We start from the raw sequence: 26,086 nt of genomic DNA, 5'->3' as shown, positions 1-26,086 counted from the left end.
ATGTGTGGAGGGAGGCCAGAATGGCCAATGATGCCTCGGACCGGCGCCTGATCGCCTATACTCTCGACCAGGCCTTGCCGCCCATCCAGCCTGCCCCGGTTCGCCGGGACTGGATGGATGGCGGCCAGGGTTTTCCCTATCGCTGCCTGCCGCTGACCATCGCCAATAGCCATGGCTGGGTGGTGCTGGGGGAATGCACCTTCGATGCCGTCTGGAATGGCGGCAACGGCGCCAACGACATCGCGATCAAGATGATCGACCAGGCGGGGCCGCCACCGCTGAGCCATTTCGGCATGGGCGTGCTGACCTTCCATGTCAGTGCGCTGTTCCGAACGCCGCCGGGCATCAACCTCTGGGTTTCCGGCCCGCCCAATACGCCGACGGACGGGATAGCCCCTCTCTCTGGCGTGGTGGAGACGGATTGGGCGCCAATGACCTTCACCATGAACTGGCGATTCACCCGCCCCTTCCACAGCGTGCGATTCACGGCGGGGGAACCGATCTGCTTCTTTTTTCCCGTCCCGCGTGACATCGTCGCAGGCATGCGGCCCGAGACACGCCCGCTGTCCGAGGACGCCGCCCTGCATGCCGCCCATCACATCTGGCGGCAGCAGAGGACCAGCTTCAATGCCGATTTGAAGCGAAGCGGCAGCCCGGCGCAGGCACAGGGCTGGCAGCGCCACTATCATCGCGGGCAGGCCCCGGCTGGCGAGGGCGCCATCCACGGCCATGCGACGAAGGTGCAGGCCCGCCCCTTTCCGGAGGTGGCGCCCGGCTAGACCGGCAGCGTCACCACCGCGACAAGCCCGCCCTCAGGGCGGTTCCGCAGCACGACATCGCCACCGTGGGCGCGCAGGATATTGCGGGCGATCGGGAGGCCAAGCCCGGTGCCGCCGGTCTCCCGGTTGCGGCTGACCTCCAGCCTGCGGAAGGGCTGGAACACGGCTTCCAGCGCATCCTCCGGGATGCCGTGGCCATCATCCTCCACCCGCAGCGTCAGCAGGCCATTGGAAGGGGGTTCCAGGACCACACAGGCGTTGCCGGCATAGTTCAGCGCGTTCGCCACGAGATTGGACAGCGCCCGCTTCAGGGCGATAGGGCGACCACGGATGCGCTGGCGGTCCGGCCCCTTGTAGGAAATCGCCTCCGCCGGCAGTTCCGGCCGGGCATCCGCGGCCTCGTCCAGCACGGTGCGGCACAACGCCGCCAGGTCCACCGCGACCGAGGGCTCCGTGGCGGAATCGTCACGGGCGAAGGCAAGGGTCGCATTCACCATCGCCTCCATCTCGTCCAGGTCAGCCAGCATCTTCCGGCGCTGCTCATCGTCGTCCATGAATTCGGCGCGCAGCCGCAGCCGGGTGATCGGCGTCCGCAGGTCATGGCCGATGGCGGCCAGCATCTGCGTCCGGTCACCCACGAAACGGCGAATACGCTCAGCCATGGTGTTGAAGGCCCTGGCAGCGGTGACGACCTCGCTGGGGCCGGTCTCCGGCAGCGGAGGCGCATTGACGTCGCGGCCCAGCCGGTCCGCCGCCGAGGCCAGGGCGGAGACCGGGCGCACCATTCGCCGTGTCGCCCAGAGGATCAGCGCCAGCGCCGCGCCGGTCATCAGCACGAAGGCGACCAGGAAGGTCTCGGAATGCCAGGGGCGGGGCGGCGGCAGGGTCAGCCACATATTCAGCCACGGGCCGTCGGGCAGGCGCATGGCCAGAATCAGCACGCCCGGGCGCGGGCCGCTGGCCACCAGGGCCTCGCGCGGCCGGAAGCGCGGCGGGCTGGAGGCGATCAGGTCCAGCTGGAACAGCCGCACCAGCGCCAGCGGCGCGCGGGGCATACCCGGCCGCACCGCCGGCATGTCCGAAAGATCGGCCGCCAGTCCCTCCGGCAGCTCGATATCGAAGAGCATGGCTTCGCGCCGGTCCGACGGCGCCAGCAGCACGGTCCGCCAGATGCCGAAGGCACGCGCGCTGATCTCGCGCGAGACGCCGAGGCGCTGCAGGTCGACCCGGTCCAGAGCATGGATGGTGAGTCCGGCTGCCTGGACCAGCATCAGGGCCAGCGTCAGAAAGACCGCCGTGCGGCCGGCCAAGCTGTGCGGCAGAAGGCGCCGCATCATCGGCAGATCACCCTGTGGCGCCCTCGACACGCTCCGAGGTCTTCTCCACCGTCGCGGCCAGCACATAACCGCCACCGCGCACCGTCTTGATGAGGCTGGGGTTGCGCCCGTCATCCTCAAGCTTGCGCCGCAGGCGGGAGACGGCGACATCGATGGCGCGGTCGAAGGGCCCGGCCTGGCGGCCACGCAGAAGGTCCATCAGCATGTCGCGGGTCAGCACCCGGTTGGGCCGCTCCACCAACACCATCAGCAATTCGTACTCGCCGCCGGTCAGCGGCACCTCCACCCCATCGGGGTTCAGCAGGCGGCGGCGCGCTGGCTCCAGCGTCCAGCCGGCGAAGCGGATGGCCTTGGGTGGTGGCTCCTGGCTGTTGCCACTCTCCCCGCTCGCCCGGCGCAGCACGGCGCGGATGCGCGCCAGCAGCTCACGCGGGTTGAAAGGCTTGGCGACATAGTCGTCGGCGCCCAGCTCCAGGCCGACGATCCGGTCGGTCTCCTCGCTCATCGCCGTCAGCATGACGATAGGCACGTCGGAGTGGCTGCGCAGCCAGCGGGCGAAATCCAGCCCGGACTCGCCGGGCATCATCAGGTCCAGCACCACCAGGTGGTAGCGACCCAGCGGCCAGAGGCGGCGGGCCTCCCGGGCATCGCGCGCGGCGGTGACCCGGCAGGATTGCCGTTCGAGGAATTTCGACAGCAGATCGCGGATTTCCCGATCATCGTCGACAACCAGGATATGCGGAGGCGGTTCCATGACTTCGACCATAACAATGATATGGCGCGTATGCCGGCGACCATTGTTACAGGCTTTTGCCGCCTTGCGCTCGGTTTCCTTTCGTTTCAATTCGGTAAGCCCCACGTGACCGGCGCCGCTCCGCCGCCCTGGTTCCGGGCGGGAATCGAGGCCCTCTGCCGCCTGGACCCGGATTTCACCCGCATCGAGCCCGCTGCGGGCCCCCTGCCCTGGCGCTGGCGGCCGCGCGGCTTCGCCGGGCTGGCGCGAACCATCCTGGGGCAGCAGATCAGCAACCAGGCGGCCGGAGCCATCTGGCGACGGTTCTCCGCCCTTCCCGGAGCGCTTGAACCTTCGGGAATGCTGCTCCTGACCGACGAGCAACTGCGCGCCGCCGGCCTCTCCCGCCCCAAGGTGGTGCATCTCCGTGCCCTGGCGAAAGCCTGCCTGGACGGCGGATTGAAGCTGGACGCCCTGCCGGAGATGACGGATGCCGAAGCTGTCGCCCATCTGGCCGCACAACGCGGTCTCGGGCCATGGACGGCGCAGGTCCACCTGATCTTCGCCGAGGCGCGGCCTGATGTCTTTCCCCATGGGGATGTCGCGCTGGCGGGCGCGCTGGCGCATCTGAAGGGCCTGCCGCAGCGCCCGGGCCCGCGTGAGCTCACCCTGGCGGCGGAGCAATGGAGCCCCTGGCGCTCGCTGGCGGCACGATTGCTCTGGCACCACTGGCGGCATGCGACCGGCCGGCCCGTTGGCGAGTCGGACTAGGCATGTCACCTTGTCCGCCATCATGCCAAGCTTTCGCCTCTCGCCCCGCGCCGCCGCCACCGCCGCGCCGCCCATCCCCACCGCCCGCGCCTGGGCGGCCCGCTATGCCGGCGACGCCGGGCCCATGATCGACCTGACGCAGGCGGTGCCCGGCTATCCGCCGCATCCCGGGATGCTGGAGCGGCTGGCCAGCGCCGCCGGCAGCCTCGCCTGCGCCGGCTACGGGCCGATCGATGGCGAAGCGCCGCTGCGGGAAGCGCTGGCGGAGGATCTGTCCCGCTTCTACGGCGCCGGCATTGGCGCCGCCGAGGTCGCGATCACCGCCGGCTGCAACCTTGCCTTCACCATGACCATGACGGTGCTGGCCGGTATCGGCGATGCCGTGCTGCTGCCGACACCCTGGTATTTCAACCAGCGCATGGCGCTGGAGCTTCTGGGCATCGATGCCCTGCCCTTCGAGACCCGTGCCGAGGAGGGCTTCGTGCCCGACCCGGAGCGGCTGGAAGCCGCATTGACGCCCCGGGTGCGCGCGGTAGTGCTGGTCAGCCCCAACAACCCGACCGGCGCCATCTATCCCCCGGAGATCATCGCGCGGATCGCCGATACCTGCCGCCGCAAGGGCATCTGGCTGGTGCTGGACGAGACGTATCGCGATTTCCTGCCGGAAGGCGCTCCGCCACCGCACCAGCTGTTCCAGGACCCGGACTGGCAGGATCGCGTGGTGCAGCTCTATTCCTTCGCCAAGGCCTATTGCATCCCCGGCCACCGCGTCGGCGCCATTCTCGGCGGCGGGGCCTTCCGCGCGGAACTGGCGAAGCTGCTGGACACCATGCAGATCTGCCCCCCGCGCGCCGCGCAGACGGCCCTCGCCTGGGCCGTGCCGGCTCTGCGCGACTGGCGCCGTGGCAACCGCGCCATCATGGCTGAGCGGGCCCGCGCCTTCCGTGCCGCCATGACTGAGGCGCCGGATTGGAAGATCGATGCGCTGGGCACGTATTTCGCGTATCTGCGGCTGCCGGCAAACATGCCGGATGCCCTGGAAGCCGCCGAGGCCCTGGCTTCCAGGCATGGTCTGCTCACCCTCCCCGGTCCCTTCTTCGGGCCGGGCCAGCAGCGCCACCTGCGCCTGGCCTTCGCCAATGCCGAAGTAGCAACCCTGGCGGCGGTCCCGCTCCGCCTGTCTCAGGCCGAGAAGCTGGTCACTGCCTGACGGCGGAACCTTGCTCCGCCCATGACGGTCAGGTGGCGGCCCAGTTCCTGGAGGAAGGGTAAAGGTGCGGGCGCGTCACCCTGCCGACGGCCGGGCGGAACAACAAGCCGGGCCTCAGCACCCGGCTGTCAGGGGGCTGTCAGCCAAAGCGCGGCATAGGCGGCAACCCATCCGCCCATGATGCCGAGGATGCCCCCCACCATTCCTTCCCGAAGCCAGGGATGCAGCCGCACCTGCGCGACGCCGCGCCGCAGGCGGCGAAGGGGAGATACCCGCGCGACCTGCCAAGACGCGCGGGGCGACCATTGCGGCCGCTGCCGCAGCGGGGGGGTAGCGAGGGAGAAGGCAGGTTGCTGCGGCATGGGAAGAACATGAACATATCATGAACTCTTCCGTCAAGCAGATGATGGACCCTTTTTGTTCTTTCTGGAAGTGTGTGGTGGTGGCACCGGAACGCCACCGCCACCTGCTTCAGCCGATCTCGGCCAGCACGGCGTCCACGCCCTCCAGGAACAGATCGGCATGCTCCTTCCGGAAGACCAGCGGGGGGCGGATCTTCAGCACATTGGCATGGGGCCCCGCTGCGCTGATCAGGATGCGGCGCTCCCGCAGCCCGTTCACCAGCCGGGCCGTGGTCTCGCCGTCCGGCTCCTTCGTCTCCCGGTCGCGCACCAGCTCGACACCGATGAAGAGGCCGGCGCCCCGCACGTCGCCGATCATGGGGTGCCGCGCCGCCAGCGCCCGCAGGCCGTCCTGCAGATAGGCACCGACCGCCTTCGCATTGGCGACGATGCCTTCCTGCTCGATCACTTCCAGCACGGCCTGCCCGACGGCGCAGGAGACCGGATTGCCGCCGAAGGTGTTGAAGTAACGCGTGCGCTCCCCGAAAGCCTGCAGGATCTCGGGCCGCGCCACCATGGCGGCGATGGGGTGGCCGTTACCCATGGGCTTGCCCATGGTGACCATGTCAGGCACCACCCCGTGCCGCATGAAGCCCCACATGCCTTCCCCCGTGCGGCCGAAGCCCGGCTGCACCTCATCGGCGATGAAGAGCCCGCCGGCCTCGCGGATGGCCGCCACCGCCGGCGCCAGGAAGCCGGCCGGATCGGCGAAGACACCATCGCTGGAGAAGATGGTATCCACCAGCAGCGCCGCGGGCCGGATGCCATGCGCCGCCATATCAGCGATGGCCCCTCGCACCGCGCTGGCGAATGCCTGGCCGACATCCTGCCCGCCGGACCGGTAGAGGTCCGGCGCCGGCACGGTGCGCACATGCGCGCCCAGCGTGATGCCACCGCCCAGCGAGGGCGACATCTCCGAGATCGCCACCGTCACGCCGTGATAGGCCAGCCGCGTCACGATCATGCCGGTGCCGCCAGTGAAGCTGCGGGCGGCACGGTAGGCAAGGTCATTGGCCTCGCTCCCCGTGCAGGTGAACATGACCTGCGACAGCTCGGGCGGGAAATGGCCCAGGAGCTTCTCGGCATAATCCAGGATGGTGTCGTTCAGGTAGCGCGTATGGGTGTTCAGCACCGCCGCCTGCCGGGACAGCGCCGCCACCACATGCGGGTGGCAGTGCCCGACGCTGGCGACGTTGTTGTAGACATCGAGATAGGCATTGCCTTCGGGGTCGTAGAGCCAGACCCCCTCGCCCCGGACGATATGGACGGGATTGGCGTAGAAGAGCCGGTAGGCCGGACCCAGCAGCTTCTGCCGCCGTTCGATCAGCGCCTGTTCGCGCGGTGCGACGCCATTGGTGGCCTTGGCATCGAAGGCATTGATCATCGTCACGGGGCGGGTGTCCTTCCGCAGGCAGCGTGGAAGATGGCGCGGGCTTCCTCACGCGGGATGGCGGCCAGGCGCTCAAGCCCGGCCCAGGCGCGAGGATAGTTCCGCAGGATATAGGGCGCGTTCTCCGGCTGCCGCTGCGCGCGCCAGCCGCTGATCGCCACGCTGATGACGCCGCGCACCGCGATTAGATCGAAGAGGATGTCCAGTTCCTCGGGCTGCAGCGGGCAGACGGCATGGAACCCGGCGGCGATCTCCGCCGGCCCACGAAGCGGATGCCCGTCGGGCTGGATGTGATAGGCGCAGGCGGTGGCGAGGTCCTGCACCAGGGGCGCATGCACCATGTCGCCGAAGTCGATGACGCCGGCGATGTGGGAATCATCCACGGCATCGGCCAGCACGTTATGCGGGTTGAAGTCATTATGGATCACCTGCCGCCGCAATCCGCGCATGACCGGAAGCGCCTGCCGCTCGAAAACATCCAGCAGGCTTCCGGGGATGGCGCGCCGCGCCGGGTCCTCGATGTGCGACAGCAATCCGCGCACGCGTGCGGCATGTTGAATGTCCCAGAGCAGCACATGGTGCTGCGCCGGATGGCCGAAGCCACGCAGCGCGAGGTCCAGGCGCCCGAGCATGGCGCCCAATGCGCGCCGCTGTTCCACGCCCGACGCCGCGAGGTGCAGCGGCCGGCCCGCGAGCCAGGAATAGACCCGCACGAGCCGTACCGGCTGCCCCGGAACCTCCCAGCGCACCGCCAGCGGCGGATGCACGCGCGGCACCGGTAGTCCCGGGTCCGAGCATGCCAGGCGCAGCAGCGCCTGGTTCTGGAAATCGGTCACGGACGGGTCCTCGGCCGGATGGACCACCTTCAGCACGTATTCCGCGCCGTCGCGCGCGGTAAGATGAAAGTTCCGGTCGCGTTCGCCAGCCAGCGGCCTCGCCACCGCCTCGAGGTCGAAATAGGTCCGCGCCAGTTCCAGCGCGTCCTCCGTGGAAGCTGGTGGAGGTGGCGCATCCAGGATCTCGCCCAGGTGGTCGGGCGGGACGACAGCGGGCTGCATCAGTGCGGCGATCCTCAGTCTGGCAAGACTGCGCTAGTCTCGGGGGCAATCCCCGCGCATGCAACCCGGCCACCGATCCATCCCTGCCGGTCCGGCACAGGGAAGGCCGCCAACCGCATGGCGGCGGCCGAGGAGGGCCAGGGCGCTGCGGCTCAGCCCCCCACCGCCCCGCCGTCCTGCCGCGCGACGGACATGAGCGTGCTGCGCGGCGGCAATGCCGGGTCGAACTGCGGCCAGCGGGTGCCGGGGTTGACGAAGCTCGCTCCGGGCTCGGCGCCCGGGGTGCGTGCCACCGCGAAGAGGGCCTGGCCATCGGGGCTCAGTGCTGCACCGCCGATCGCCGCGCCGCGTGGCGCCCCATAGAGCGGCAGGGGGAAACCCCGCCCCGGCCCCTGCGTGTCGCAGCCCCAGAGCGTATCCGGCGCCGCCCCCACCCATCCGGCATGATCGGTGCCGATCCAGAGCCGCCCGCGCTGATCCACCGTCAGCGTGGACGGCGCGTCCGGCCAGGCGCCGGGCGGCAGGCCGAACCGTGCCGGGGGATGGCCGCCCAGCAGCAACAGGCTGGCCGAGGCACGCCCCCCGGCGTGGTCGCCGCCTTCCGGCACGATCTCGACGATATGGCCGCCGCTGCTGCCTGCGCGCGGGTTCAGCGCATCCACCTGCTCCGGCCGGCGCGCCGCATTTCCCCGGCACGCCATGTAGAGGCGTCCGGAGCGCGGGTCGATCGCGAGGCCGGAGGGCAGATCGAAGGGGGTGGCCGCCACTTGCGAGGCGGCGGTGACGGCATTCAGCGCGGTTCCGGCACCCTCGGGCAGCGGCGTCCAGGTCAGGCCGGCGCCTTCCAGCCTCGCGACGGCGAGGGTTCCGGCATCCAGCGCGTCCGGCGCATTGGCCGGCCCGGTGGAGACAAAGCGGAACAGATAACCGAAGGCGCGCCGGTCCGTCATATAGACCACCGCGCGCCCGTCCGGCGCCAGAGCGGCTGCCAGATCCCCCCGCGGGAAACGGCCGGGCGCAGTGCGCTTGGCCGGGATCGACTGCGGATCCAGCGGGTCCAGCTCCGCCACCCAGCCGAAGCGGAGGCCATCGGAGAAGCGGGCATCCAGGTTCCGCAGCCGGGTCAGCCAGGGTGCCGGATCATCCTCACCCAGCAGCAACGTGCCCCATGGAGTGGCGCAGCCACCGGTAATGCCCAGCAGCCCCTGCACCGTGCTCCCCACCGTATCGGCCGCCGGGCCAGAGATGCGGCAAAGCGTTTCCGCGGTCAGTCGCCGCGACTGGTAGCCACCGTCCACGACGATCCAGCGCCCGCCCTGCCTCTCCAGGTTCAGCAGCGAGGCACCCTGCATGGCCGCCGCCACCGCCGGGCGGTCGCGGCCATCGGGAAAGGCCATGGCGGGGTCGACGGTCGGATGAGCCACGGCGAGCACCGCCCGCGCCACCCCATCGGCGGCGGGCGGCGACTGCACCAGGGCGCAGATGCGCGCGTCCCATCCGAATTGCGCCGCGGCGCCCTGCGGCGTCGGCTGCAAGGGGTTCCAGTCCGGCGCGTCGAAAATAACTCGGTCGCCCCAGCGGATCAGCACGCTGCGCCGGTAGCCCGCCGCAATGGAATCATCCGGCTTCACCGGCATGGCACCCGGCCGCATGTCCAGCGTCGTGACCTGCGCGCGCCCGGCGGCGGGCAGCAATGGCAGAGCGGCGGCAGTGGCCGCGAGCCATGCCCGGCGACGCATCATCATGCCGCGGCCTCCGCGATGGCGGGCGGTTCCGTCACCGCCACCGGTGGCAGCGCCGCATCGAAGCGTTCGACCTGCACCAGGCAGGACTGCGCCGAGCAGCCCTGGCCCAGGCGGGAGGTGCCGACATCCTGCGTCAGCACATTCGGATTGCCATGCCGGTCCAGGCCATCCCCGGCCGGGTCCCACCAGGCGCCGGTGGCCATGGCCACCACGCCGGGGCGGATGCCTTCCGAGATCCGCAGGCCGCCGAGGCAGGCGCCACGCTCATTGAAGATACGCACCACGTCGCCGTCCGAGAGGCCGCGCGCCACAGCGTCCTGCGGGCTCATCAGGATCGGCTCGCGCCCCTGGATCTTGTCGGCGGCGGCAACCCGACCCTGGTCCAGCTGCCCGTGCAGCCGCGTGGCGGGCTGGTAGGAGAGCAGATGCAGCGGCCACTGCGCGGCCTTCTCCGCGCCGAGATACTCGCGCGGCGCCCGCCAGGCCGGATGCCCGCCGATCTCCTCATAGCCGAAGCCGGCGATGGTTTCGGAGAAGATCTCCACCTTGCCCGAAGGCGTGTTCAGCGGGTGCGCCTCGGCATCACGGGCGAAGTCGGAGAAGAGGACGAATTCCCGGTCCGGCTTCGGGGTCTCCACGTAGCCTTCCGCCCAGAAGCGGTCGAAGTCCGGCGCCTCGAATCCCATACGGCCACAGGCGGCGCACCAGCGGTCATAGAGGTGACGCAGCCAGGCATCCTCGTTGCGCTGCTCGGTGAAGCGGTCGCGGAAGCCCAGCGCCTCGGCCATGTCGGCCAGCATGTCGTGGTCGTTGCGGGCCTGGGCCTGCGGCGGGATGGCCTGATGCATGGCGCGCACGAAGCGGTCATGGGAGGAGGAGCCGATGTCGTTCCGCTCCAGCGTCGTGGTGGCCGGCAGCACGATATCGGCATGACGGGCCGGCGCGGTCCACCATGGCTCCTGCACCACCACGGTATCGGCCCGGCACCAGCCCCGCAGCAGCCGGTTGAGGTCCTGGTGGTGATGGAAGGGATTGCCGCCGGCCCACCAGATCATGCGGATATCCGGCAGGGTAATGTCGCGGCCGTTGTACTGCAGCACCTCGCCCGGCCGTTCCAGCAGCTCCGTCACGCGGGCGACGGGGATGGCGACACCGCCTGGGTTGCGCGTCCCGGGCATGGAGACGGAGGGCAGGTCGACGCGCGGCGTGCCCATGCCGTTGATACTGCCATAGCCGAAGACCACGCCCTGCCCCGGCTTGCCGATGCCGCCCAGCATGGCCGCCAGCGCCACCAGCATCCACCAGGGCTGCTCGCCATTCTCGGCGCGCTGGGTGGACCATGTGGCGGTCAGCATGCTCGGCACGCCGGCGGCTTCCAGCGCCAGCCGGCGTATGGTTCCGGCCGGAACCTCGGTGATGGCGGCGGCCCATTCCGGTGTCTTCGGCGTGCCGTCGGTTTCGCCGAGGATATAGGGGCGCAGCTTGTCCCAGCCCACGCAATGCGAGGCCAGGAAGCCATGATCCTCCAGTCCCGCCGCCAGGATGGCGTGAGCCATGCCCAGGATCAGCGCCGTGTCTGTATTCGGGCGGATCGGCACCCATTCGGCTTCCAGGAAGTCCGGCGTATCGCCGCGGAAAGGCGAGATATTGACGAAGCGCACGCCGGCCCCGGCCACCTGCCGCAGCCAGGGCACATATTCATGCGCCCCCGCCCCGCCGGCCGTCACCAGCGCGTTCTTCAGCGGCAGCCCGCCGAAGCAGAGCATCAGCCGCGTATGCCGGGCGATGCTGGGCCAGTCCGTCACATGGCCCTGGATCGGCTCGTTTGTGCCGAGGATATGCGGCATCAGCGTCATGCCGGCGCCGTAGGAATAGTTCGTCACCTGCGTGGTGAAGCCACCGCCCAGGCCGAGGAAGCGCTGCAACTGGCTGCGGGCATGATGGAAGCGGCCAGCGGAGGACCAGCCATAGGAGCCGCCGAGGATCGCATCATGGCCGAACTCGCCACGGACCCGCGCCGTTTCCTCCGCCACCAGCCGGACGGCATGGTCCCAGGATACCGGAACGAAGGCATCGCTGCCGCGGAGCGAGCCACGCCGCTCCCCCTTCAGCCATCCGGCCCGGACATAAGGACGGTCGATCCGCACACGGGAATGAACGGCATCCGGCACCGAATGGATCAGCGCGCCAGGATGAGGGTCGTGCGCGAAAGGGCGCACGGCGACGACGCGCCCATTCTCCACCACGGCATCGAAGCTGCCCCAATGCGCAGCATGCGGCTTGGTTTCGACCATCAGGCCCTCCTTCAGGCGGGCAGAATGCGCCTCCCGTGCGTGGGGAGCAAATTTCCCGGCCGAGTGCTGGCGGCAGGTTTCAGGCGGCGCCGGGCCGCGCTTGCATCATGGAACCCGATGTGGCCCAAGGCAGTATCATGACCTCTTCCAGCGCCCCGGACGCTCCCTTCCGCTGGGCCACGCCCAGCCTGCCCCTGATGGCGGGTGCTCTGCTGGCGCCCCTGGCGGCAGTGCTGCAATCCAAGGCCATGACTCCACTGGGGCTGCTCAGCCTGGTGGCCTGCATCGCCCTGGCACGCTGGCGCGGTGGCCGCTGGCCCTGGCCAGGTGGCGCGCCGCTCTGGGCCGGGCTGGCGCTGGGCGGCTGGGGAATGCTCTCGGCCCTCTGGGCCATCGACCCGCGCCGCAGCCTTTCGGAAGGCGCCGTGCTGGCCGGCATGGTGCTGCTGGCCGGCGCAGCCGCCGCAGCGGTGCGGCAGGATGAGCCTGGGCAGCGCCGCCGCCTGGGGCTGGCGGTGCTGCTCGGCCTCGCCATCGGCCTGGGCGCCGCCCTCTTCGACCACCTCAGCGGCAATGCGCTCCGCGCCGCCGTACGGGGGCTGCGAGAGGTGCCGCCCGAGCTCGCATTCGGCCTGAAGCCCGCCGCTTCCGTGATGGCCCTGATGCTGCCATTGCTGGCGGGCGCCGCCCTGCCGGGCCGCTGGCGCGCCGCCGCGCTGTTGCTGGGCATGGCCATCCTGCTGGCGCTTCCGGGCGATACCGCGAAGCTGGCGGCCCTGGCCGGCGTCGCCACCGCCGCGCTGGTGGCGCTGTGGCCACGGACGATGCCCCGCTTCCTGGCCTGGGCGCTCGCAGCGGTGGTGCTGGCGACGCCGCCACTGCTGGGGCCCGCGACGGGGCTCCTCGGGCCAAGGGTGGAAAGCCTGCCGCCATCCGGCATCCACCGGTTGCTGATCTGGGATTTCGCGCTCCAGCGCGCCGCGGAAAAGCCGCTGGCGGGATGGGGGATGGAATCCTCCCGCGCCATCCCCGGTGGCCAGGGGCAGCCGGACCCGTCCCGCCTCGCCGTCACGCGCGCGGATCTGCGGGCCTGGTTCGCCCAGCCGCATCTCCGCCTGCTGCCGCTGCACCCGCATAACGGGCCATTGCAGATCCGGCTGGAACTGGGATGGATCGGCACGCTGATCGCGGCGGCGGGGCTGTTGCTGCTGGGGCTTGCCGCCGCGCGTTGCGCGATGCCGGCTGCCGCGACCGGTGCCCTGGCCTCGGGCTTCGTCACCTTCTATGCCAGTTTCGGCGTCTGGCAGAACTGGTGGCTCTGCGTGGCGGCGATGGCGCTGGCCATCGCCGCCGGGCTGCCGGTGCGGCGCTAGACGTTCAGGCCTTCACCTTGCTGGCGAAATGCTGCGCGAAGCGGGCGCAGATATCGGTCAGCTTCTCCACCAGCGCGGCGCCGGTCTCGGCCGAACAGAGCTTCGGATCTCCCTTGGCGACACCGAGATGGTAGGTGTCGTCGTATTCCATCGGCAGGCCGACCTCCGCCCCGTCGAAGCTGGCGGTGCCCAGGCCCGTATAGGGCAGGCCCAGCACGCTGTCGTTCTTCAGCGCCTTGCCCTCGGGGATCAGGTCCTGGCGGATCAGCTCGGGGAAGAGATGCATGCCGATGCTGGTCAGCGGGTCCGCGCCGTGGCCGGAGACAGCCTTGGCCTTCTCGGCACCGACGATGCCTGGCAGCAGCCCGTAGCCGATGCGCCAGAGATAGAGGCTGGGCAGCACCAGCTTCTTCTCCTGCCAGAGCGTGCGGGCGACCTCGGCGATGGGGCCGACATTGCCGCCATGGCCGTTGATGACGATGATCCGCGTCAGCCCATTGCGGTGCAGGCTGGCCACCATATCCGTGATGACGCTGGTCAGCGTCGCCTGGCTGATGGCGATGCCGCCGATCATCGGCCCGAACCAGTCGGCACCACCGAAGGGCAGCACAGGCGCGACAAAGGTCGGCGTGCCGGCCTCGGTGGCGCGGATGGCGGCCAGCTCGGCCACTTTCTCGGCCAGCAGGTAGTCGCCCATCGGGGCATGCGGGCCCTGGTCCTCATGGCTGCCCATGGGCAAGAGGATGATGGGGTTCTTCGCATAGGCCTCACGGCCCTCTCCCCCAGTCAGCGTGCCCATATGAACCTTGGGCTTCGTCAGTGCGACCACGCGTTGATACTCCATCGTCGGTGTAGGGAACGGGCGTTCAGGCGATCTCTTCCGCCCGGATGCAGGCGACCCGCCGGTCGGGGCCGTCAAAGGCCCGCAGTTCCGGAACCACCTCGGCGCAGGCGTCGCGCGCATGGGCGCAGCGCGTGCGGAAGACGCAGCCGGAGGGCGGGTTGGACGGGCTGGGCGGATCGCCAGGCAACAGGATGCGCTTGGCACGCCGCGCCGGGTCCAGCATCGGCGTCGCGGAAAGCAGCGCGCGGGTATAGGGATGCACGGGACTGGCGAAGATGCGGCGTGCCGGCCCCTCCTCCATGACCCGCCCGAGATACATCACCATCACACGGTCGCAGAGATTGGCGACGACGGGCAGGTCATGACTGATGAAGAGCATCGCCAGCCCGAGATCCCGCCGCAGCTCGCCCAGCAGCTGGATGACCTGCGCCTGGATGGAGACGTCGAGCGCCGAGACCGGCTCATCCGCGACCAGGAAGTCGGGCCCGGTGGACAGCGCGCGGGCGATGCCGATGCGCTGCCGCTGTCCGCCGGAGAATTCATGCGGGAAGCGCTGTGCATGGGCGGCTTCCAGCCCGACCTTGTTCAGCAGCTCCGCCACGCGCTGCCGCCGCTTCTCCGCCGGCAGCAGGCCGTGGATGGACATGCCATCCGCGATCTGCTCGCCCACGCGGCGGCGCGGGTCCAGGCTGCCATAGGGGTCCTGGAAGACGATCTGCATCCGCCGGCGCAACCGCCGCCATTCGGCGCGGGAGGCATCGTTCATCGACTTCCCGTCGAAGCGGACGGTGCCCTCTGTGGCCGGCATCAGGCCAAGCATCATGCGGCCCAGCGTGCTCTTGCCGGAACCGCTCTCCCCCACCACCCCGACGGCCTCGCCGCGCGCGACGGTGGCGTCGATATGCTTCACCGCCTGCACGGGCTTGCTCTTGCGGAAGAAGCCCTTGCCCGCGAAGGTCTTGGACAGCCCGACGGCTTCGATCAGCGGCGCGTTCATGCCACGGCCTCCGTGGGCGTCAGTTCATGCCAGCGGATGCAGCGCACCTGCCGTTCCTCGCGGAGGTCTTCCAGCGGCGGCGGAGCGGCCTCGCAGGCGGCGGTGGCGAAGGAGCAGCGTGGCGCGAAACGGCAGCCGATGGGAAAGGCATGGGGCGGCGGCACGATGCCGGGAATGCCGGCCGGTGGTTCCTCGCCCTCCGGCACCGCCGCCAGAAGCGCACGGGTATAGGGGTGCAGCGGGTTGACGAAGACCTCCTCCACGCTCCCCTGCTCGACCACCTGGCCGGCATACATCACCGCCACGCGGTCGGCGACTTCCGCCACGACGCCCAGGCTGTGGGTGATGAAGATCATCCCCATGCCGGTCTCGCGCTTCAGGTCGTTCAGCAGGTCGAGGATCTGCGCCTGCACCGTCACGTCCAGCGCCGTGGTCGGCTCATCGCAGATCAGCAGCTTCGGCCTGTTGGCAATGGCCATGGCGATCATCACGCGCTGCCGCATGCCGCCGGACATCTCATGCGGATAGACCCGCAGCCGCTTGACCGGATCGGCGATGCCGACGCGCCTGAAGAGTTCCTCGGCCTTGGCCCAGGCCTCAGCCGAGGAAATCCTCTGATGGGCCTGGATGGCCTCGACCACCTGGGCACCGACGGTGTGCACGGGGTTCAGGCTGCTCATCGGGTCCTGGAAGACCATGGCCATCGCGCCACCACGCAAAGCGCGCAACTCCGGCTCCGCAAGCCGCAGCAGGTCCTTGCCTTCGAGCCAGGCATGGCCTTCCACCGGCACCGCCACGGGCGGCAGCAGGCCCATCACCGCCGTGGCGGTCACCGACTTGCCGGAGCCGCTCTCGCCCACGATGGCCAGCGTCTCGCCAGGACGGACCGAGAGCGAGACTTCCTGCACCGGACGGATCGGACCGCGCGGGGTGTCGATCTGCACCGTCAGGTTCTGCACCTCCAGCACCGCATCCGTCCGCGGCGCGGGGGCCGGCAGCAGACCCGGCAACACGCGGTCGATCAGCCGCGTGCGGCGGCCGGCGGCGGGGGTGCGGGGATCGACGGCGTCACGCAGCCCGTCACAGAGCAGGTTCATGGCCAGGATGGTCAGCGTCAGCGCCGCGCAGGGCCAGAGCAGCAGCATCGGCGCCTGCTCCATGGTCGCGCGCGCGCCGCGGATCATCAGGCCCCAGGAGGGAGCCGGCGGCACCACGCCCAGGCCGAGGAAGGAAAGGCCGCTCTCCAGCACCACGGCGGAGGCCACGGCCAGCGACAACTGCACCAGCACCGGGCCGGCGACATTGGGCAGCACGGTGCGGAACAGGATGCGCGGCGTCGGCGCACCCAGCGCCCGCACAGCCTCCACATAGTCGAGGCTGCGGGCGGAGAGCACTTCCGCATAGGTCACGCGCGCGAAGCCCGGCAGGTAGAGGATGGAGAGCACCAGGACCAGCGTGCCCGCGCCCGGCCCCATCAGCGTCACCACCAGCAGCGCCAGCAGCACGGGCGGGAAGCAGAGGATGATATCCATGCTCCGCACGGTCAGGATCTCGCCCAGCCCCCTGAACCAGCCGCCGATCAGCCCGAAGGCCGTGCCGATGATGCCGGCGATCAGCGCCGAGGCGAAGGCGACCCCCAGGCTGGTGCGCGCGCCCCAGATGAGGCGGGAGAGCACATCACGGCCGAATTCGTCCCGGCCTAGCGGAGAGCCGGGCGAAGGTCCGGCCAGGCGGTTGGCGATATCCTGCCGCACCGGATCGGCGAGACCCAGGACGGGCGCGGCGATGGCCAGGAGGAGGATGATCCCGACAATGGCGCCCGGGATCAGCAGCCTGTTCTTCCAGAGCATCTTCATGCCGTGCGGATCCTCGGGTCCAGGGCGGCGTAGAGCAGGTCCATGACCAGGTTGATCAGCAGGAACAGCCCGGAAATCGTCAGCACGATGCCGACGACCATCGGATAGTCCCGCGCTTCCACCGCGCGCAGCAGCGGGGTGGAAAGGCCGGGCCAGTTGAAGACGTATTCCACCAGCACCGTACCGCCGAGCAGCGTGCCCATATGCAGGCCGAGCACCGTGAGGACCGGCGTCAGCGCGTTCCGCACCACATGCTTCACCAGCACGCGACGGGGCGAGATACCCTTGGCCCGCGCCGTCCGCACATAATCACGTGACAGCGCATCCAGCACCGAGGCACGGGTCATGCGGAAGACCACGGCCGAGAGGCCCTTGGCGATGGCCAGCGCCGGCAGAGCCAGCAGCGTCAGGTGCTGCATCGGGTCCTGCGCCAGCGGCACGTAGCCGCCGGCGGGCATCCATCGCAGCATCTGCGCCAGCACCAGCACCAGCAGTGTGCCAACGACGAAGATGGGCACTGCGAGCAGCAACGCGGCCACGCCCGAGGCAATGCGGTCGAAAGCGCCACCACGGTGCAGCGCCGCGTAGGTGCCGGCCGGGATCGCGATCACCACCGCGATCAGCGTGCCGGCCAGGATCAGCTCCAGCGTGCGCGGCAGGCGCAGCGCGATCTCGTCCAGCACCGGATATTCATCGACCAGCGAGGTGCCGAGGTCGCCTTTCGTCAGCCCCAGGAGGAAGCTGCCGTATTGATCCAGCAGAGGCCGCTCCAGCCCCAGCCGCTCCCGCAGTTCCGCCACCGAGGCGGGGTCCGGCGCGACGCCGCCGGTGGAGAGCAGGATCTCCGCCGGATCGCCGGGCACCATGTGCAGGGTCATGAAAACGATCGTGGCCACGATCCAGGCCAGCGCAAAAGAAATGCCGATCCGGCGAAGAAGCCAGCGCATCAGCCGAAGAAGACCTGTTCCAGCATGCCGCCGGAGGATGTGGTGAGGGCGCCGGGCAGGTTCGTGAAGCCCTGCACGCGCCTGTCCATGCCATAGCCCTGGCTGCGCCAGGCCAGGCCAACCAGCGGCACTTCCTCCAGCGCCGCCCGCTGGAATTCCTTGTAGGCCTCCACACGCTTCTCCTGATCGAACTCTGCCCGGCCCTTGGCCAGCGCCGCCACCGTGCGCGGTGCCTGCACGCCGAAGGACCGCCCATGCGATGGGGAGAGCGTCGTATCGAAATAGGGCGTCAGCCCGTCGGGATCGTTGTTCTCCGCCGACGTGCCGTGGATGGCGATCTCGTACTGGCCGCGCGTGCCCAGGCTGACGCGGGTGGACCAGTCCGGCAGCCGCAGCTCGCACTGGATGCCGACGGCCGCCAGATGCTGCTGCACGACCTCGGCGGTGTCCTTGTGCATCCCGTATTGCGCGGTGGCGAGCAGCGTCGTCTGGAAGCCGTTCGCGTGGCCCGCCTCAGCCAGCAGCGCCTTGGCACGGGCGGGGTCATAGGCCCAGCCCTTCGCCAACTCGGCGTCGTACCAGGGAGTGCCCTCGATCACCGGGACGCCTTCCAGCGGCCTGCCGCGTCCGAAGAAGGCGGCCTTGACGATATCCTCGCGCTTCACGGCATGGGCCACGGCACGCCGTACCCGCGCATCGGCGAAGGGGCCGCGCGTGCCGTTGAAGAGGATGTCCATGAAAGGGCCCTCCACCGCATCCAGCTTCAGGCGCGGGTCAGCCTCCACGGCATTCATGGACTGCCAGGGCACGTATTCAATCATGTCCACGTCGCCGGATTGCAGCGCCGCGGCGCGCAGATTCTCGTCGGCATAGACGGTCATGCGGATGCGTTTCAGCTTCGGCAGGCCCTGCCAGTGGTTCGGCACGGCTTCCAGCTCGATCGAACTGCCCCGCTCCTGCGCCGCCACGCGGAACGGGCCGGCGCCGACCGGTTCCCGCGCATCCGACTTCCGCCAGATCATGGGCATGTTGTAGCCGGTGAACCAGTGCGGCAGCGCCGCCACCGGCTCCTTCATCCGGATGCGGATCGTGTGCGCGTCCGGCGTCTCGATCATCGCCACGCCCTGGAACTGCGTGCGCATGTAGGCCGTCGATTTCGTGTCGGCGATCTGCTCGATATTCCAACGGATATCCTCGGAGGTCACCGGCTCCCCGTTCTGGAACCTGGCATCCTTCCGCAGCCGGAAGACCCAGGCACCATCCGGCTCATTCGCCCAGGATTTGGCCAGTTCCCCGCGCAGCTCGCCCTTCTCATCGTAGGAGATCAGCCGGCGGTGGATCAGCATCTTCACGGTGCCGGCCGAAGCGCCGGTGCTGGGCCATGGCTGCAGATTGGGCGGGAAAGTCGAAAGGCCAAAGCGCAGGACCCCCTCGGCGGGCTGCGCGCGAAGTGGGCTGCGGAGAAACGGCAGGGTGGCACCGGCGGCGAGCAAGGCGCGGCGTGTCGGGGTCATTGGCGGATCTCCAGGCCAGACGGCAGCACGAAGCAGCACGATGGATGCCGGGTGGGCCGCTCGGCCTCTGGCGGGGCGAGCTTTTTCACACGGCTCTTCGCAACGATGGGTCCAAGGCATCCATGCCAGCATTCCCCCGGAATGCGGTCCACTGCTTTTTTGGCCCAGATCCCGCCGCACGGGCGGCGTCCCGACAAGAACGCACAGAAAACCAGCACTTAATGATGTACTGGCAGGCGGAAATGCAGCGCGCGGGTGTTTCGCAGGATGAAACTCACGACAGTCTCCGTGCGGGGACGATTCGTGCCTGCTTCCTGCGTCTGTCCTGATGGCGGCGCCCTGGGCTAGGAGAGCCGCTCCGGAAGCCCATCAACTCAGCGGGAAATAGCCATGGCCAAGCTAGTCCACAGCATGATCCGCGTCCTCGACGAGGCGCGGTCGCTGGATTTCTACCATCGTGCCTTCGGTCTGGAGATCGCGCAGCGCGCGGATTTCGCGGAATTCTCGCTCATCTACCTACGTGGCGAGGAGGGAGATTTCGAGCTAGAGCTGACCGTCAACCACGGCCGCGCCGAACCTTATGCGCTGGGGGATGGCTATGGCCATCTGGCGGTGGTGGTGCAGGACCTGGCCGCCGCCCATGCCCGCATGACGGAAGAAGGGCTGAACCCGGGTCCGCTGCGCGAGATGCAGCATGCCGGGCAGCCCTTCGCCCGCTTCTTCTTCATCGCGGACCCCGATGGCTATCGCATCGAGGTCCTGGAGCGCTTCGGCCGCTTCCGCTGAGGCGGCCGGCGCCGATCAGGCCGGCGGCAGCTTGGCGCGCGCGTCGTAACGCGCCACGCGGCTCAGCAGATACTCGACCTCCGCCTTGGCCAGCGCGCTCATGCTGGCGCCTGGCTTGCGCTGCGCGTCGGAAGCGATGATGCCGCGCCGGGCCATCAGGTATTTCCGCACCGCCAGCCCGACCACCGGCTGCTGCTCGTAGCGCAGCAGCGGCAGGTGGGCGTCGAAGAGGTCATGCGCCGCGTCGCGCTCGCCGGAGCTGGAAAGGCGCACCAGATCCACCAGCATGTCCGGGAAGGCATAGCCGGTCATGGCACCGTCGGCGCCGCGCTCCACTTCGAAATCCAGGAATGAGCCGCCATTGCCGCAGAGGATGGAGACATGGCGCATCCCTTCCTTCTCGAAGCTCCGCAGCGCGGAGATCTTCTCCAGGCCCGGCCAGTCCTCATGCTTCACCATGACGCAGGACGGGTTGTCATTGATGATGCGGCGCAGCACGCCTGGCGTCATCACCACCGAGAAGGTCAGCGGGAAATCCTGCACCACGAAGGGAATGTCCTCGCCGATCGCCTCCACCGCCTGGCGGTAGTAGGTGACGATCTGGTCATCGGTGCGCAGCGTGTTCGGGGGCGCGATCATCACGCCCGCCGCGCCGGCATCCATGGAGGCCCGGGCCAGGGAGCGCATGGCCGCGAAGCCCGGGGCCGAGACGCCCACCACCACCGGAATGGAGGAAGCGCGCTTCACGAAACGCTGGGCCAGGGCCAGGGCCTCGGTGCCGTCCAGCTTGGGTGCCTCGCCCATGACGCCCAGCACCGTCATGCCGGTGCTGCCGCATTCCAGGTAGAAATCCGTCATGCGGTCGACGGAGGCCTCATCGATACGGCCATCGGCATGGAAAGGTGTCGGCGCGATGGGGAAGACGCCCTTGGCGGTATTGTCGAGCAGCATACGGAACTCTCCTGAGGGATTCGGGGCAGCCTAGTCAGGCGGCGGCGAAGGGCAAGCCCGCCGCGGTCAGGGAGGCGGCGATCGCCGCCTCGACCCGGAGTGCGGCATCCAGCGCGGCGCGGCCGGCGCGCCCGTCCACGACGGCGGGCGTTCCCTCGCCGCAGGCGCGGATGAAGGCCGCCTGCTCGGCCTCCAGGTTATCATGGTCCTGCCAGGACAGGGTCTCGATGCCGTGGCCGGGCAACTGCTCCAGCGCCGCCCCCTGCCCCTTGCGGACCAGCTTTATCTCGCGGGCGAGGAAATCCAGGCTCGCATAGCCCTCGGTGCCGAAGACGCGGAGGCGCCGCTCCATTTTCAGGCTGGCGCGGCTGGCGGTGATGGTGGCCTGGGCGCCGCCGGCGAAGCGCAGCCGGGCATTGGCAATGTCCACCCGGTCCGAGCAGACGGCGGCGCCGACCGCCTGCACCTCCTCAAGCGCCCCGCCGGCCAGGGAGAGGACGAGATCCAGGTCGTGGATCATCAGGTCCAGCACCACGGAGACGTCGAGCCCCCGGGGGCGGAACGGCGCGATCCGCACGGCCTCCATATAGAGCGGCCGCCCCAGGCCGGCCGAGGAGAGCAGCGTGGCGAAGCCCGCCCCGAAACGCTCCACATGCCCGACCTGCAGCACCCGCCCGGCCTCGGCGGCCAGAGCTACCAACGCATCGGCCTCCGCCAGGGTGGCGGCGATGGGCTTTTCCACAAAGACGTGGCGCCCGGCCCGCAGCACCGCGCTGGCGAGGTCGAAATGAAAGGCGGTGGGTGCGGCCACGATCAAGGCATCTGCGGCGGCGATCAGCTCGGGCGCCTGCCAGACGCGGGTCCCCGCCTCCGAGGCCACCAGGGCCGCGCGCTCAGCGCTGGCATCGGCCAGGCCGAGGAACTCGACCCGCCCCTCACCCGCCGCCTTGGCCGCCTTCAGCGCGTGGAAACGGCCGAAATGCCCGGCTCCCAGGATCCCCAGCTTCAGCATCGCCATCCACTCCGTGCCACCTCGTCTGCCTGCGGCCTGTAGCAGAGTGTGGCACGGCATGCATGATGGGTTGCGTCCCGCGCGGCGGGACAGCATGTTCCGCACCCTCTAAACTGGGGGGCCATTCCGGCCATGCTGTACTTCGCGCGGTGGAAGGTCGCCGCCATTCTGGGCGTCATCCTGCTGGGCGTGCTGCTCACGCTGCCCAATTTCTTTCCGCGTGGCTCCATCCCGTCCTGGCTGCCGGCAAGGCAGATCTCGCTGGGGCTAGACCTGCGCGGCGGCTCCTACCTGCTGCTGGAGGTCGATACCGCCGCAGTGGTGCGGGAACGGCTGGAGAGCCTCGCCGATGCCACCCGCACCAAGCTGCGGCAGGCCAATATCGGCTATCTCAACCTCACGACGCAGCCGGAGGAACGCCGCCTGTCCTTCCGCCTGCGGGATCCTGGCCAGAGCCAGGCCGCGATCGAGGCGATGCGGGAGCTGGCGAATCCCGTGGCCATCGGCGGTGGCGCCACCGCCCCGGACCTGGACATCGCCGTCAGCCCCGAGGGGCTCGTGACCGCCACGCTGAGCGAGGCGGCGCTGCGCGCCAGGGCCGCCGCTGCCGTGGAACAGTCGGTCGAAATCGTCCGCCGCCGCATCGACGAGAGCGGCACCTCCGAGGCCCTGATCGCCCGCCAGGGCAGCAACCGCGTGCTGGTGCAGCTGCCGGGAGTCGAGGACCCCAACCGGATCAAGGAACTGCTGGGCCGTACCGCCCGCATGACCTTCCGCCTGCTCGACGAGACGGCCAACATGCAGGCCGCCACCCCGCCGCCGGGCGTCGAGTTCCTGGAGGGCGAGCAGCCCGGCCAGCGCTATCCCGTGCGCCGGCGCATCGAGGTCGATGGCGCCAACCTCTCCGACGCCCGCGCCGGCCAGAACCCGCAGACCGGCGAATGGGTGGTGAACTTCACCTTCGACTCCGCGGGCACCCGCCGCTTCGCCGAGATCACGCGCCAGAACGTCGGCCGTCCTTTCGCGGTGGTGCTGGACAACAAGGTAATCACCGCGCCGGTGATCCGTGAGCCGATCACGGGCGGCAGCGGCCAGATCAGCGGCAGCTTCAATGCCGCCAGCGCCAATGAGCTGGCGGTGCTGCTGCGCGCCGGCGCCCTGCCAGCCCCCCTCACGGTGGTCGAGGAACGCACGGTGGGGCCCGAACTGGGCGCGGACGCCATCCGCGCCGGGCTGCTGAGCCTGGCCGTCGGCGCCACATTCGTCTTCCTCTACATGGGCTTGGCCTATGGCCTGTTCGGCTGGTTCGCCAATGTCGCGCTGCTGGTCAACCTGCTGCTGATGGCGGCAGCCCTCTCGGTGCTGGAGGCGACGCTGACCCTGCCGGGTATCGCCGGCGTGGTCCTGACCCTCGGCACAGCGCTGGACGCCAATATCCTGATCAACGAGCGTATCCGAGAAGAAACAAAACTGGGCCGCCCGCCGGCCAGCGCGCTGGAAGCCGGCTTCACCAAGGCTTCCGGCACGATCATGGATAGCAACCTGACAAACCTGATCGCCATGGCCTGTCTCTATGGCCTCGGCTCCGGACCGGTGCGCGGCTTCGCCATCACCGTCGCCATCGGCACGGTGGTGCAGATGTGGACGGCGACGACGCTGGTGCGCCTGCTCGTCTCCTGGTGGTACCGGGCGCGCCGGCCACGCGAACTGCCGGTGTAAAGGGGTTCCCGCAGATGTTCCTTGCTCGCCCCCTCTTCCGGCTGGTGCCGGACAATACGCACATCCCCTTCATGAAGGGCCGCAAGATCGGTATAGCCATATCGATCCTGCTCTCCATCGCCTCCATCATCCTGGGTTTCTACCCCGGCCTGGAGAAGGGCATCGACTTCCGCGGCGGCATCGTCATGGAGGTCCGCACCCCCAGCCCTGCCAATATCGGCGAGTTGCGCAACGCCACCGGCAGGCTTGGCCTTGGCGATGTCGGCTTGCAGGAATTCGGCGACGCCAGCACCGTTCTGATCCGCCTGCCCGTGCAGGGTGATGAAGCCGCGACCCAGGATGCCGTGATCAAGGTGCGCAACGCACTGGAATCCGTCTCTCCCGGGGCGCGCATCCTGCGGACGGAAGCCGTCGGCAACCGCGTCAGCGGCGAGCTTTTCACCGGCAGCCTGATCGCCCTCGGCATCTCGATGCTGGCGATGATGATCTATATCTGGGTGCGCTTCGAATGGCAGTTCGCTGTTGGCGCGATTGTCACGCTGTTGCTGGAGACCACCAAGGTCGTCGGCTTCTTGGCCATCACGCGAATCGAGTTCAACCTGACGACCGTGGCGGCTGTGCTGACCATCATCGGCTTCTCGGTCAACGATAAGGTCGTGGTCTATGACCGCATGCGCGAGAACCTGCGCAAGTACAAGACCATGCCCCTGCGGGACCTGATCGATCGCTCGATCAATGAGACGCTGAATCGCACCCTCGGGACATCCATGACGCTGCTGCTCTCGGCAGTGCCGCTGGCGCTGTTCGGGGGCGACGCCTTGTCGGGCTTTGCCATCACCATGGTCTTCGGCATCATCGCCTCGACCTCTTCCTCCATTTTCATCGCTGCGCCGATGCTTCTGTTCCTGGGAGATAACCGGCTGCGCCGCAGCGCAGATCCGGTGAAAGCACCAGCGGCCGCTCCGCGCTGAAATGAGCTTCTCCTCCGGCATGCGCCGGAGGAGAGTTCTCGGGAAAATTTCTCATTTAATAGAAATTGACCAAAATATTCTCATAACACCGGATGTCGCGCCGGGCTTTTCCAGCATTCCGAAAGCATGCGTGGAATCTGAGACGAGTCTTGGCGCTGGCGGGGACGCTGCATTAAAACAGGTGGTGGCTCCTCTGGAGATCTGCCTATGCCCATGCGCTTCCGCCCGGCCCCGCCGGGCGAAGCTTCAATGCTGCTGCTGGCGCGTGACCCTGAGGTCATCGCAGCAACGCAGGAGGCGGCGCGCGGACTGGAGCGTGGCCCTCCTATTCTCCTGAACAATGGCTGGGAGGTCCTGGCGCGGCTTTTCTCAGCCGGAGAATGGCCGCATCAGGTCATCTGCCAGATCTCGGCGGCAGGCCCGAGTTGGCCAGCCCTTCTGGCCACAGCCGGCGATCCCTTCGGCGATACCGGCATGGTGGTGGTGGTGGAGCAGCCGGGCACCGAAGCCGCCGGGAGGATGATCCCCCCTGGCTTGACCTGGGCGGCGGCGGAGCCGGTTTCCCTCGCCCGCGCGCTGCAACAGGCGGCGCAGGTGCGGCGGCAGGTTCCGACCGACAATCCCATGGACCTCGCCATCGGCTTGCAGCGGGGTGAGATCACGGTCCGCTACCAGCCTGTGGTCCGTATCGCTGACCGTCGCCCGGTCCTGCTCGAAGGCCTGGCCCGGTGGCAGCGGCGTGACGACGCACCACTGCGCCCAGACGCCTTCGTACCGCTGGCCGAGCGAAACGGCCTTGGCAGGGCCCTCTCCATCGCCGTCGCACACCGCGCCTTCAGCGAACTCGCCACCCCTGCCAGCCGGGTGGGAGCATCACTTGCCCTGAACCTGCCGCTGAACGTACTGCTCGAACGTGATCTCCTGGCTTGGTTACGGGATCTGCAAGAAAAGACCCGGTTTCCTTTCTCCGCCCTGGTTCTGGAGATGACCGAGACCTCTCCTGTACAGGATAGCGTCACGCTGCGGCGGGCATTGGAGCGGCTCCGCGGCGCCGGCGTCACAGTGCTGATCGACGACATGGGGCTGGAGGAAGACCGCTCCTGGCTGATCTCCCTGCCCTTCTCCGGCATCAAGCTGGACCGCCACCTCGTGGCGGCCATGCCGACGCGGCGGCGGGCGCGGGCCGAGGTGCAGCGCCTCGTCCGCATGGCCCATGCCGCCCGGATGACCGTGACGGCCGAAGGCGTTTCGGATGCCCGGCTCTGGCACGCGGTGGCGGCGGCGGGCGTGGATCACGCACAAGGCTATGCCATCGCCCGCCCTCTGCCCGCTATCGCTCTGCCGGCGTGGCGAAACGCCTGGCAGAGCCTGTCCTTGCGCCCGCGGCAGTAGGCCTGC

The 26,086-nt window shown here is 69.1% G+C and carries 22 protein-coding genes; 8 read left to right on the top strand and 14 right to left on the bottom strand.

What is annotated here, in order from left to right:
• Positions 1 to 20 precede the first annotated feature (20 nt).
• Complete coding sequence (locus IAI58_RS10395; RefSeq protein ID WP_207445965.1) at positions 21 to 779, top strand: DUF6065 family protein; 759 nt, start codon at positions 21 to 23, stop codon at positions 777 to 779.
• Here the strand turns inward: IAI58_RS10395 and IAI58_RS10390 are convergent.
• On the bottom strand, positions 776 to 2,116 hold the full coding sequence (locus tag IAI58_RS10390) for an ATP-binding protein (RefSeq protein WP_207445964.1): 1,341 nt from the start codon (positions 2,114 to 2,116) through the stop codon (positions 776 to 778). The two genes, IAI58_RS10395 and IAI58_RS10390, sit on opposite strands and share 4 nt — an antisense overlap.
• 7 nt (positions 2,117 to 2,123) lie before the next feature.
• On the bottom strand, positions 2,124 to 2,870 hold the full coding sequence (locus IAI58_RS10385) for a response regulator (RefSeq protein WP_207445963.1): 747 nt from the start codon (positions 2,868 to 2,870) through the stop codon (positions 2,124 to 2,126).
• Between the two features lie 105 nt (positions 2,871 to 2,975).
• Between IAI58_RS10385 and IAI58_RS10380 the strand changes: the two genes are divergently transcribed.
• Complete coding sequence (locus IAI58_RS10380; protein ID WP_207445962.1) at positions 2,976 to 3,620, top strand: DNA-3-methyladenine glycosylase family protein; 645 nt, start codon at positions 2,976 to 2,978, stop codon at positions 3,618 to 3,620.
• A 22-nt stretch (positions 3,621 to 3,642) separates the two neighbouring features.
• The gene (locus IAI58_RS10375) at positions 3,643 to 4,830 is read left to right on the top strand and encodes an aminotransferase (RefSeq protein WP_207445961.1); all 1,188 of its coding nucleotides are present in this window, start codon (positions 3,643 to 3,645) and stop codon (positions 4,828 to 4,830) included.
• 128 nt (positions 4,831 to 4,958) lie between these two features.
• On the opposite strand, the gene IAI58_RS10370 is transcribed toward IAI58_RS10375, so the two are convergent.
• The 5 genes from IAI58_RS10370 to IAI58_RS10350 all read right to left on the bottom strand — a co-directional run bounded on the left by IAI58_RS10370 (position 4,959) and on the right by IAI58_RS10350 (position 11,718).
• Positions 4,959 to 5,192, bottom strand: coding sequence for a hypothetical protein (locus tag IAI58_RS10370; RefSeq protein WP_207445960.1), 234 nt, complete (start codon positions 5,190 to 5,192; stop codon positions 4,959 to 4,961).
• Between the two features lie 109 nt (positions 5,193 to 5,301).
• Positions 5,302 to 6,615 carry an aspartate aminotransferase family protein gene (locus tag IAI58_RS10365; RefSeq protein WP_207446092.1) on the bottom strand — a complete coding sequence of 438 codons (1,314 nt, stop codon included), beginning with the start codon at positions 6,613 to 6,615 and terminating at the stop codon, positions 5,302 to 5,304.
• 2 nt (positions 6,616 to 6,617) lie between these two features.
• The gene (locus tag IAI58_RS10360; RefSeq protein WP_207445959.1) at positions 6,618 to 7,679 is read right to left on the bottom strand and encodes a phosphotransferase; all 1,062 of its coding nucleotides are present in this window, start codon (positions 7,677 to 7,679) and stop codon (positions 6,618 to 6,620) included.
• 152 nt (positions 7,680 to 7,831) lie between these two features.
• Positions 7,832 to 9,424, bottom strand: a complete 1,593-nt coding sequence (locus IAI58_RS10355) for a PhoX family protein (protein WP_237182298.1) — start codon at positions 9,422 to 9,424, stop codon at positions 7,832 to 7,834.
• Entirely contained in the window at positions 9,421 to 11,718 is a 2,298-nt protein-coding gene (locus IAI58_RS10350; protein ID WP_207445958.1) for a molybdopterin-dependent oxidoreductase, read from the bottom strand. Before IAI58_RS10350 ends, IAI58_RS10355 begins: the two co-directional genes overlap by 4 nt.
• Before the next feature lie 137 nt (positions 11,719 to 11,855).
• On the opposite strand from IAI58_RS10350, the gene IAI58_RS10345 reads away from it, so the two are divergent.
• The gene (locus IAI58_RS10345; protein WP_207445957.1) at positions 11,856 to 13,091 is read left to right on the top strand and encodes an O-antigen ligase family protein; all 1,236 of its coding nucleotides are present in this window, start codon (positions 11,856 to 11,858) and stop codon (positions 13,089 to 13,091) included.
• 4 nt (positions 13,092 to 13,095) lie between these two features.
• On the opposite strand, the gene IAI58_RS10340 is transcribed toward IAI58_RS10345, so the two are convergent.
• Genes IAI58_RS10340 through IAI58_RS10320 form a run of 5 tightly spaced genes read right to left on the bottom strand, consistent with a single transcriptional unit; the run spans position 13,096 to position 19,249 of the window.
• Positions 13,096 to 13,920 (bottom strand): creatininase family protein, encoded by an 825-nt coding sequence (locus IAI58_RS10340; RefSeq protein ID WP_237182838.1) that lies wholly within the window; start codon positions 13,918 to 13,920, stop codon positions 13,096 to 13,098.
• A 37-nt stretch (positions 13,921 to 13,957) separates the two neighbouring features.
• Positions 13,958 to 14,932, bottom strand: a complete 975-nt coding sequence (locus IAI58_RS10335) for an ABC transporter ATP-binding protein (RefSeq protein WP_207445956.1) — start codon at positions 14,930 to 14,932, stop codon at positions 13,958 to 13,960.
• The gene (locus IAI58_RS23285) at positions 14,929 to 16,788 is read right to left on the bottom strand and encodes a dipeptide/oligopeptide/nickel ABC transporter permease/ATP-binding protein (protein WP_207445955.1); all 1,860 of its coding nucleotides are present in this window, start codon (positions 16,786 to 16,788) and stop codon (positions 14,929 to 14,931) included. The genes IAI58_RS10335 and IAI58_RS23285 overlap by 4 nt, the downstream gene beginning before the upstream one ends.
• The gene (locus tag IAI58_RS10325) at positions 16,785 to 17,735 is read right to left on the bottom strand and encodes an ABC transporter permease (RefSeq protein WP_207445954.1); all 951 of its coding nucleotides are present in this window, start codon (positions 17,733 to 17,735) and stop codon (positions 16,785 to 16,787) included. Before IAI58_RS10325 ends, IAI58_RS23285 begins: the two co-directional genes overlap by 4 nt.
• Positions 17,735 to 19,249 carry an ABC transporter substrate-binding protein gene (locus IAI58_RS10320; protein WP_207445953.1) on the bottom strand — a complete coding sequence of 505 codons (1,515 nt, stop codon included), beginning with the start codon at positions 19,247 to 19,249 and terminating at the stop codon, positions 17,735 to 17,737. The genes IAI58_RS10325 and IAI58_RS10320 overlap by 1 nt, the downstream gene beginning before the upstream one ends.
• A 390-nt stretch (positions 19,250 to 19,639) precedes the next feature.
• Between IAI58_RS10320 and IAI58_RS10315 the strand changes: the two genes are divergently transcribed.
• The gene (locus IAI58_RS10315) at positions 19,640 to 20,035 is read left to right on the top strand and encodes a VOC family protein (RefSeq protein WP_207445952.1); all 396 of its coding nucleotides are present in this window, start codon (positions 19,640 to 19,642) and stop codon (positions 20,033 to 20,035) included.
• A 15-nt stretch (positions 20,036 to 20,050) separates the two neighbouring features.
• Here the strand turns inward: IAI58_RS10315 and IAI58_RS10310 are convergent, their stop codons facing one another.
• Positions 20,051 to 20,986, bottom strand: coding sequence for a dihydrodipicolinate synthase family protein (locus tag IAI58_RS10310; RefSeq protein WP_207445951.1), 936 nt, complete (start codon positions 20,984 to 20,986; stop codon positions 20,051 to 20,053).
• Between the two features lie 34 nt (positions 20,987 to 21,020).
• On the bottom strand, positions 21,021 to 22,004 hold the full coding sequence (locus IAI58_RS10305) for a Gfo/Idh/MocA family protein (RefSeq protein WP_207445950.1): 984 nt from the start codon (positions 22,002 to 22,004) through the stop codon (positions 21,021 to 21,023).
• A 126-nt stretch (positions 22,005 to 22,130) separates the two neighbouring features.
• On the opposite strand from IAI58_RS10305, the gene secD reads away from it, so the two are divergent.
• The 3 genes from secD (at position 22,131) to IAI58_RS10290 (ending at position 26,080) form a co-directional block, all read left to right on the top strand.
• Positions 22,131 to 23,717: a protein translocase subunit SecD gene (gene secD / locus IAI58_RS10300; protein WP_207445949.1), complete on the top strand. Its 1,587-nt coding sequence runs from the start codon at positions 22,131 to 22,133 to the stop codon at positions 23,715 to 23,717.
• 14 nt (positions 23,718 to 23,731) lie between these two features.
• Complete coding sequence (gene secF / locus IAI58_RS10295; RefSeq protein WP_207445948.1) at positions 23,732 to 24,688, top strand: protein translocase subunit SecF; 957 nt, start codon at positions 23,732 to 23,734, stop codon at positions 24,686 to 24,688.
• A 207-nt stretch (positions 24,689 to 24,895) separates the two neighbouring features.
• Positions 24,896 to 26,080 carry an EAL domain-containing protein gene (locus IAI58_RS10290; protein WP_207445947.1) on the top strand — a complete coding sequence of 395 codons (1,185 nt, stop codon included), beginning with the start codon at positions 24,896 to 24,898 and terminating at the stop codon, positions 26,078 to 26,080.
• Positions 26,081 to 26,086: the final 6 nt, after the last annotated feature.

This window comes from Roseomonas marmotae, assembly GCF_017654485.1.
Classification (GTDB): Bacteria; Pseudomonadota; Alphaproteobacteria; order Acetobacterales; family Acetobacteraceae; genus Pseudoroseomonas; species Pseudoroseomonas marmotae.
This window is presented reverse-complemented; position numbering and strand designations above follow the sequence as displayed.

What these genes read in the sequence shown, in the direction of transcription:
- IAI58_RS10395 (WP_207445965.1), top strand. Translation starts at nt 21, where the DNA reads ATGGCCAATGATGCCTCGGACCGGCGCCTGATCGCCTATACTCTCGAC.
- IAI58_RS10390 (WP_207445964.1), bottom strand. Translation starts at nt 2,116, where the DNA reads ATGATGCGGCGCCTTCTGCCGCACAGCTTGGCCGGCCGCACGGCGGTC.
- IAI58_RS10385 (WP_207445963.1), bottom strand. Translation starts at nt 2,870, where the DNA reads ATGGAACCGCCTCCGCATATCCTGGTTGTCGACGATGATCGGGAAATC.
- IAI58_RS10375 (WP_207445961.1), top strand. Translation starts at nt 3,643, where the DNA reads ATGCCAAGCTTTCGCCTCTCGCCCCGCGCCGCCGCCACCGCCGCGCCG.
- IAI58_RS10370 (WP_207445960.1), bottom strand. Translation starts at nt 5,192, where the DNA reads ATGCCGCAGCAACCTGCCTTCTCCCTCGCTACCCCCCCGCTGCGGCAG.
- IAI58_RS10365 (WP_207446092.1), bottom strand. Translation starts at nt 6,615, where the DNA reads ATGATCAATGCCTTCGATGCCAAGGCCACCAATGGCGTCGCACCGCGC.
- IAI58_RS10360 (WP_207445959.1), bottom strand. Translation starts at nt 7,679, where the DNA reads ATGCAGCCCGCTGTCGTCCCGCCCGACCACCTGGGCGAGATCCTGGAT.
- IAI58_RS10355 (WP_237182298.1), bottom strand. Translation starts at nt 9,424, where the DNA reads ATGATGATGCGTCGCCGGGCATGGCTCGCGGCCACTGCCGCCGCTCTG.
- IAI58_RS10350 (WP_207445958.1), bottom strand. Translation starts at nt 11,718, where the DNA reads ATGGTCGAAACCAAGCCGCATGCTGCGCATTGGGGCAGCTTCGATGCC.
- IAI58_RS10345 (WP_207445957.1), top strand. Translation starts at nt 11,856, where the DNA reads ATGACCTCTTCCAGCGCCCCGGACGCTCCCTTCCGCTGGGCCACGCCC.
- IAI58_RS10335 (WP_207445956.1), bottom strand. Translation starts at nt 14,932, where the DNA reads ATGAACGCGCCGCTGATCGAAGCCGTCGGGCTGTCCAAGACCTTCGCG.
- IAI58_RS23285 (WP_207445955.1), bottom strand. Translation starts at nt 16,788, where the DNA reads ATGAAGATGCTCTGGAAGAACAGGCTGCTGATCCCGGGCGCCATTGTC.
- IAI58_RS10325 (WP_207445954.1), bottom strand. Translation starts at nt 17,735, where the DNA reads ATGCGCTGGCTTCTTCGCCGGATCGGCATTTCTTTTGCGCTGGCCTGG.
- IAI58_RS10320 (WP_207445953.1), bottom strand. Translation starts at nt 19,249, where the DNA reads ATGACCCCGACACGCCGCGCCTTGCTCGCCGCCGGTGCCACCCTGCCG.
- IAI58_RS10315 (WP_207445952.1), top strand. Translation starts at nt 19,640, where the DNA reads ATGGCCAAGCTAGTCCACAGCATGATCCGCGTCCTCGACGAGGCGCGG.
- IAI58_RS10310 (WP_207445951.1), bottom strand. Translation starts at nt 20,986, where the DNA reads ATGCTGCTCGACAATACCGCCAAGGGCGTCTTCCCCATCGCGCCGACA.
- IAI58_RS10305 (WP_207445950.1), bottom strand. Translation starts at nt 22,004, where the DNA reads ATGGCGATGCTGAAGCTGGGGATCCTGGGAGCCGGGCATTTCGGCCGT.
- secD (WP_207445949.1), top strand. Translation starts at nt 22,131, where the DNA reads ATGCTGTACTTCGCGCGGTGGAAGGTCGCCGCCATTCTGGGCGTCATC.
- secF (WP_207445948.1), top strand. Translation starts at nt 23,732, where the DNA reads ATGTTCCTTGCTCGCCCCCTCTTCCGGCTGGTGCCGGACAATACGCAC.
- IAI58_RS10290 (WP_207445947.1), top strand. Translation starts at nt 24,896, where the DNA reads ATGCCCATGCGCTTCCGCCCGGCCCCGCCGGGCGAAGCTTCAATGCTG.